This is a genomic window from Lactobacillus jensenii DSM 20557 (genome assembly GCF_001436455.1).
Classification (GTDB): domain Bacteria; phylum Bacillota; class Bacilli; order Lactobacillales; family Lactobacillaceae; genus Lactobacillus; species Lactobacillus jensenii.
In genome coordinates this window covers 109,699-115,811 of sequence record NZ_AYYU01000002.1, presented here as the reverse complement: position 1 = coordinate 115,811, position 6,113 = coordinate 109,699, and the positions used below count along the sequence as shown (strand labels likewise).

1 protein-coding gene is annotated in these 6,113 nt (G+C 37.4%); it reads right to left on the bottom strand.

Annotated elements, in window-relative coordinates; genetic code table 11:
- Positions 1 to 112: 112 nt before the first annotated feature.
- The gene (locus FC45_RS07845; protein ID WP_236694505.1) at positions 113 to 5,893 is read right to left on the bottom strand and encodes a mucin-binding protein; all 5,781 of its coding nucleotides are present in this window, start codon (positions 5,891 to 5,893) and stop codon (positions 113 to 115) included.
- Positions 5,894 to 6,113 lie beyond the last annotated feature (220 nt).

Sequence of the window (6,113 nt, the reverse complement as noted above, 5' to 3'; positions counted from 1 at the left end):
TACACGACTGTAGCCATCAATACTTGCCGGTGCAACAGTGTCTGGTACTGCATTAAAGCTTTGGCTGTCATGATCGTACTTAGTAGTAGTCTTGCCATTTACTAAGTCAGTATCAGTGGTGTAAGTTAAACGTTACCTTGTCACTATAATTAATTGTGCTGCCATCTGGCTTAGTACCATCAATAGTTCTGTTGATATCCTTAGTGCCAGTTGTAGTCTTATGCATGTGCTTTACATAGTAAACAGTCAAGGCAGGAGTAGTGTCACTAAGGGTGATACTGTCACCTAACTTGTTGTTTTCATCAGCCCATTCATAGTTTGAAGGTAAAGCTTTTTCAGCGTCAGTGTAAGTGTGAGTTTCACCTACTTTGTTATTAAAGGTGAATGACTTAACAACCTTATTGCCGTCATCTTGGTCTTCCAATACCACTTGGAAAGTAGTTGAAGATGGTGCATAGTTAATGGTTACACTTTCTGGGGTAGTGCCAGCCTTAATGTAAGCATCATCAATTGTGACTGCGTTAACACTTGATCTATCAGGAGCATAACGAGCAATTTCTGGTAAGAATGCTTCACCATAATTAAGTCCTGGTAAAGTTGCGCTCGCTTGACTAGTACCCTTAACTACCCAAGGAGTGTATGAGTAAGTATTAGTTACTAAGTCCTTAGTTGCAGTTCTAGTAAAGGTTGCAGTGTCAGTTCTAGTTACAGACTTACCGTTGACAGTATAGCCAGCTTTACCTGCAAAAGCTTGAGCATGGGCTTCGTCTGGGAAGTTAACAGTAACAGTTCTACTAATAGTCTTTTCTAGATCTTCAGCATCAGTTGGCTTGTTTTCTGGAGTAAAGCTTTGAGTGTTGTGAGTGAAGTAAAGAGTAACAGTTTGATCAGCATAAGTAGTCGGGTTTGCAGTTGGAGTTTGAGAATCAAACTTGTAGTTTTGACCAGCTAACTTTTGCTTAATAGAATTAATGTATCCACTTAAAGTAGTTTGATCAATGGTAGTACCATCTTGGCCTTCCATGGTGGTACTTAAATCACCTAAGGAAATTGGCTTATTGTTATCAGACTTATCAACAGCAACGATTTGGATTACACCATTTTCGTTGTAATTAATAGTAAATGATTCGTTTTGAGTATTTTCGTTAACTACTTCTGCGTTAATTGAAGCAATAGTTTGTTGCTTAGTGTTATCAGTTACAGTTGGGGTGTATTTAGTAATTGCTGGTAATAAATCATCACCACTAGTTACACCAGGCCAGTTTTGGTTAGTGTATTGCCAGTCAGTAGTTTGCCAAGTACCATCACTCTTCAAACTTACAGTTCTAGTCATAGTAGTTGTGTAAGTTCTAGTAACAGTTTGACCATTAACAGTAGTAGTTACACCATTACCATCATGTGCCTTCAAAGCAGTAGCATCAACATTGTAGCCAGTTGGGAAGTTAACAGTAACAGTACGAGTTACAGTCTTTTGAACATCTGGCTTCTTGGTACCTGGATCTTGGTAGTAAACATCGACAAATTCATCATTAGTAGTAGCGTCAATAGTTTCTTCAGGAACATTACCATCAGCGAGGATAGTTGGGTCAGTAGTCTTGCTGTTAATAGTCTTAGTGTAAACAGTAACCTTATCTGGAACTGAAGGTACTGAATATGCTGCCCATAAACTGTCGTCAGGCTTGTAAGCACTAGTTGAAATAATCTTCTTATCTACTTCATCATAAGTAATGGTTCTGTAAAAATCGATTGGTTGCGTTGTTGTTTCAACAGTACCATCAGTCTTGTGAACTCTAATAGTACGAGTTACAGTCTTGACTACGTCACGGTAAGTTACACCATCAATTGGGGCAGATTTATCCTTATCTGGGAAGTCACCTGGAGTGATAGTTCTTTGATTGTGAATGTAACGGAATTCAACATGTAAGTCAGTAAAGTTAGGCTCACCAGAAATTAAGTAAAATACTGATCTACCCCAAGCATATTCTTGGCCGTTATTATCAACTAAGACTTTCTTATCTAGTTTCCAGCCTGCAGGAATCTTACCCTCAGCCATTGAGTCTGGATAATCACTTTGACTATAGATTTGTCCTTCATTTGGTGTATATACTGGGCCACGACCTAAGTCAATATCCGAAATTCCAGAATCAGTTGGAAAGACAGCCTTAACATCAAGTGAGTCCACAACAGTAGCATCAACTTCAGCAGCCCGACGACGACCATCCGCACCAGTCATCGTTAAGATTGATAAAGGTCCATTATCTGAATTATCTGGCTTCTTAGTATAGGTAATTGTTGGTAAGAAACCAGTTCCTGCGTTAGAATAACGAGCTTTAGTAATGTGACCAGAAATTTCAATTCTACCAGATGAAGACTTAGCTGGAAGTGAATCAATTGATACAGCAACATACTTAACCTTGGACCAATCTGTGATTTGATCAGCAGTTTGCCAAGTAGAAAGATCAGGCTTACCACTAACTTCAGTATTATCCATATTGAAGTCGCCAGTGTAGTAGTAGGCTTTGGCACCCTTTAAATTGCTTGGCAAAGTAATTGGACCTGATAGTTGGAAGTCCAATTCGTTTCCATGTTTGTTTATTTGTGGAATTTCTGCCACTGAAACAATTCCCTTAACTTCATCAGAAGCTTGGTTGTTCAAAGTCCAACCAAATGAAACAGTATGATCCTTGAAGTGATTTGGATTGACATCTGTTTTTACAATATCTTTCCAAGCACCATTATCAACCTTAGCAGAAGTTACCGTGTTAACAATATCACCACTGTTAACTTTAAAGGTTAAATCAGATACGTGGTAAAGATTAGTGGCATCCCCAGCCAAGTCAAGCAATTTCTGCGCATCATCACTAGTTGCTTTAAGATTCAAAGTTGTATCCATTGGTGTAGTTGACTTGATATAAACTGCCCCTTTATAATCGCCAGCAATCATATCAAGTCCTGGAACCGCACCAATGTCGTATTGATCATTGATACCATCTTCATCTTTTGGCCAAGTGTAGTATGACTTAGTTCCACTATAGTCAACTTTAATTACTTGTTCGCCTTCTGAGTTAATAAAGGTTGAAACTTTAGGAATGGCAGTGTTACCACCAGCAGTAAAGTTGCCTGCACCTAATCCTGGCGTATTACGGTAAGTAATACCCTTTGGTAATACATAGTAAATAATAGGTTCATATGAACTATATCCACTAGCAGTCTTACTTGAATTGTCATATAACCCACGAATATTCCAACCGGATTTATCACCAGCTTGAACACTAGTATCAGGCAAAGCTTCAAATTTAAGTGAGGCAGAAGTTTCATCAACTGTTTGAGTCAAAGTTGCAATTGGTGAGTTAATTACAACGCCTTGGGCATTAGTTGACTTAAATTGGAAAGTAGCAGTTAATTGATCACCAATATTTGACTTAGTTTCACCAGTAGCTGCATTCTTATTTACTACATGACCATAGAAAGTAAATTCATTATATTTATCAAAGTAGTGTCTAACAATTGTAGCTGAAGATACTTGATCTGGAGTTAACACAATGCTTACTACTGCAGAAGCAGGATTGGCATTTTCAATTGTACCACCTGCATCAATCTTACCAGTCTGAGTAGAACCATCTGCACGAGTTAAAGTATAGTGATATTCATTAATTAAACTAGTACCTTCCATGTATGCTGCACTTGGAGTACTTAATTTATAAACATTAAGCTTCTTGTCAAAGGTAAAGTTTAATGTGACATCCCCATCTTTAGTGGTGAAGTTTTGGGCAGTACCATTATCAAATCTAAATGATCCTTCACTGTCATCAGGTTCAGCATCTAAGAACAATTTTTCATTGTTTCTCTTAGGTGCCTTATATGAATTTACACTACCATAGTTTGTGCTGATAGCGGATTCGTCTGTAGGCATACCTGTAGTTGGATCAATAGTCTTAGAAGCTTGCTTAGCGCTATCAATACTGCTTTGACCTAACAGAGTTTTATTAAATGTTGAGTCACCAGTATATGAAATAACGATTGGCTTGCCAGTAGAATCATAGTTATTAATTTTTTCAATTTTAACAGGACCTGAGGCCCAAAGGCTAGTATCAGAAGCTGGTGTTGCTTGGGTAAATTTACCAATCAAGCGATAAGATGGTTGAGGTTTATCTTGGTACATAATACCGTAACCCTTATCAATCTTAATTACGATATCTTTACCTGGAGCTTCCTGAGTAATGTGATAACCAGCACTATCCCAACCATTGGCTTTCATAGTTTCGTCAATATTCAATTGATAGCCTTCTGGAGTTGGAATAGTAATAGTAGTACCTAAGTTAGTACCACCATAAATTCCCCAATAGACACCATGACCATTGTTAGGTGGTAATGATGAATTATCCCAAATATGTAAGAATGCTGAGAAGTCTTTCCCTGCAACAGCTTTTGAAGTACCGGAAGCATAAGGATCTTCACCTTGACCAGCTACTAAGCTGGAGTCGTCAGAAACTCTAGCAAAACTGATTTCTTCACTTAAGTGAGTAGTAAAGTCTGCAGAACCTTCTTGTTTATCTTTATCTTGTTCTGGATTTTCGCCACCACCAATAACGGCTTTAATTTGGAAAGTCTTATCTCCTAAATCAGAAGATGAAACGTTATACACTTCTGGTGCATTGTCACCTTGTACAATCCAATAACCATTATTTTGGTATTCGAAGTAAACAGTTACCAAACTTTCGATGTTATTTGATAAGCTGTAAGTTTCAACTAAGTACTTTCTGCCATCAGAGCCAGTAATAGTTGCTTCATTTTGTGCAGTAACTGAAGCTGGTAAGTCAGCTTGAGCACCTAACTTACTTGGTGTAAATCCCTTAACATAAGGAAGGGTGATCTTAACAGTATCTCCAGCTTTACCTGGGAATGATACAGCTGCTACATAGTAACCTGGCTGCACATCAACCCCAGGGTTAACAGCACCCATTGGGTGATTTGCATCCCCGCCGCGAGTATAGAATTGGTTACCACCAAGGAAAGTTACCTTAATGTTACGTCCTTGAATAGCGTTAGTATTAGTACTGTCAGTAACTACAAAGTTAGTATTAGCTTCACGCTTAGTACGATTTAAAGTTTGATCACCACTAGTAGAAACTTCATTTGCATTTGTTACTGCAGTTGTAGCTGATTGATTTGCTACTTGTTCGATACCATTTGGAGTTGATTCTGAAGTAGAAATAGTTTCAGTATCAGCACCAGTAGTATCAGCTGTATTAGCACTAGTTGGTGTTTCTGCAATTAAGCTAGTAGTAAGATCAGCAACTGAAAGTGCATCTTGAGTTTTCACCTTCACAACATTCAAGCTATTATTAACAGGTTGTGTTTCCTGTGTTTGCTTAGTAGCCCCTGCTTCACTAGTCTTAATTTCTTGTGCTTGTTCTTGCTTTTTCGCATTATCACTTAAAGCCTTAATATAAGCTTGCTTTAAGTTAGCTAAAGCAGTATCAACTTCAGTTTGTAAAGCGTTGTCATTATCAAGAATAGATTTTACAGAAGTTAACTGTGAAGCCAGTTGAGTCTTTACTTCACTCTTAATAACTTCATCATAAAGCTTTTGTAAATCTGTCTTATCAGCCTTCTTAACTGAAGAACTAGTTGAGCTAGATACAATTTCTTTATTCAGCTCACTTCGTGCCGATGACGAACTTGCTGAACTTGTCTGCTCAGTACTTTCTGAACTAGATTGACTTAACGGAGTTGTGGTAGCTTGTGCACCAGATCCCATAAATCCAAAATACAATGAAGTAGAAAGCAAAACACTCGTCAAGCCAGCAGAAAACTTACGAAAACCGAAGTGTTGAACTTGTCTTGACGACTGCTCCATTTTATTTCGGAAATTATTTTTTGAAACTCCCATTATAATAACCTCCCACGGGAATATTCCCTTTATTACAATAGATATATTTGTTGTAGATTGTATTTAATTAATATTAATTTATACAATAATAACTTTTACAACATACGTTACTATTTTACCACTTTAGAGGTATGTATATCTCATTTATACATAAAAAATAATAATATTTTCACTTTGAAAAGCTACATAAAAAGAACCATATATTTCTATATGGTTCTTT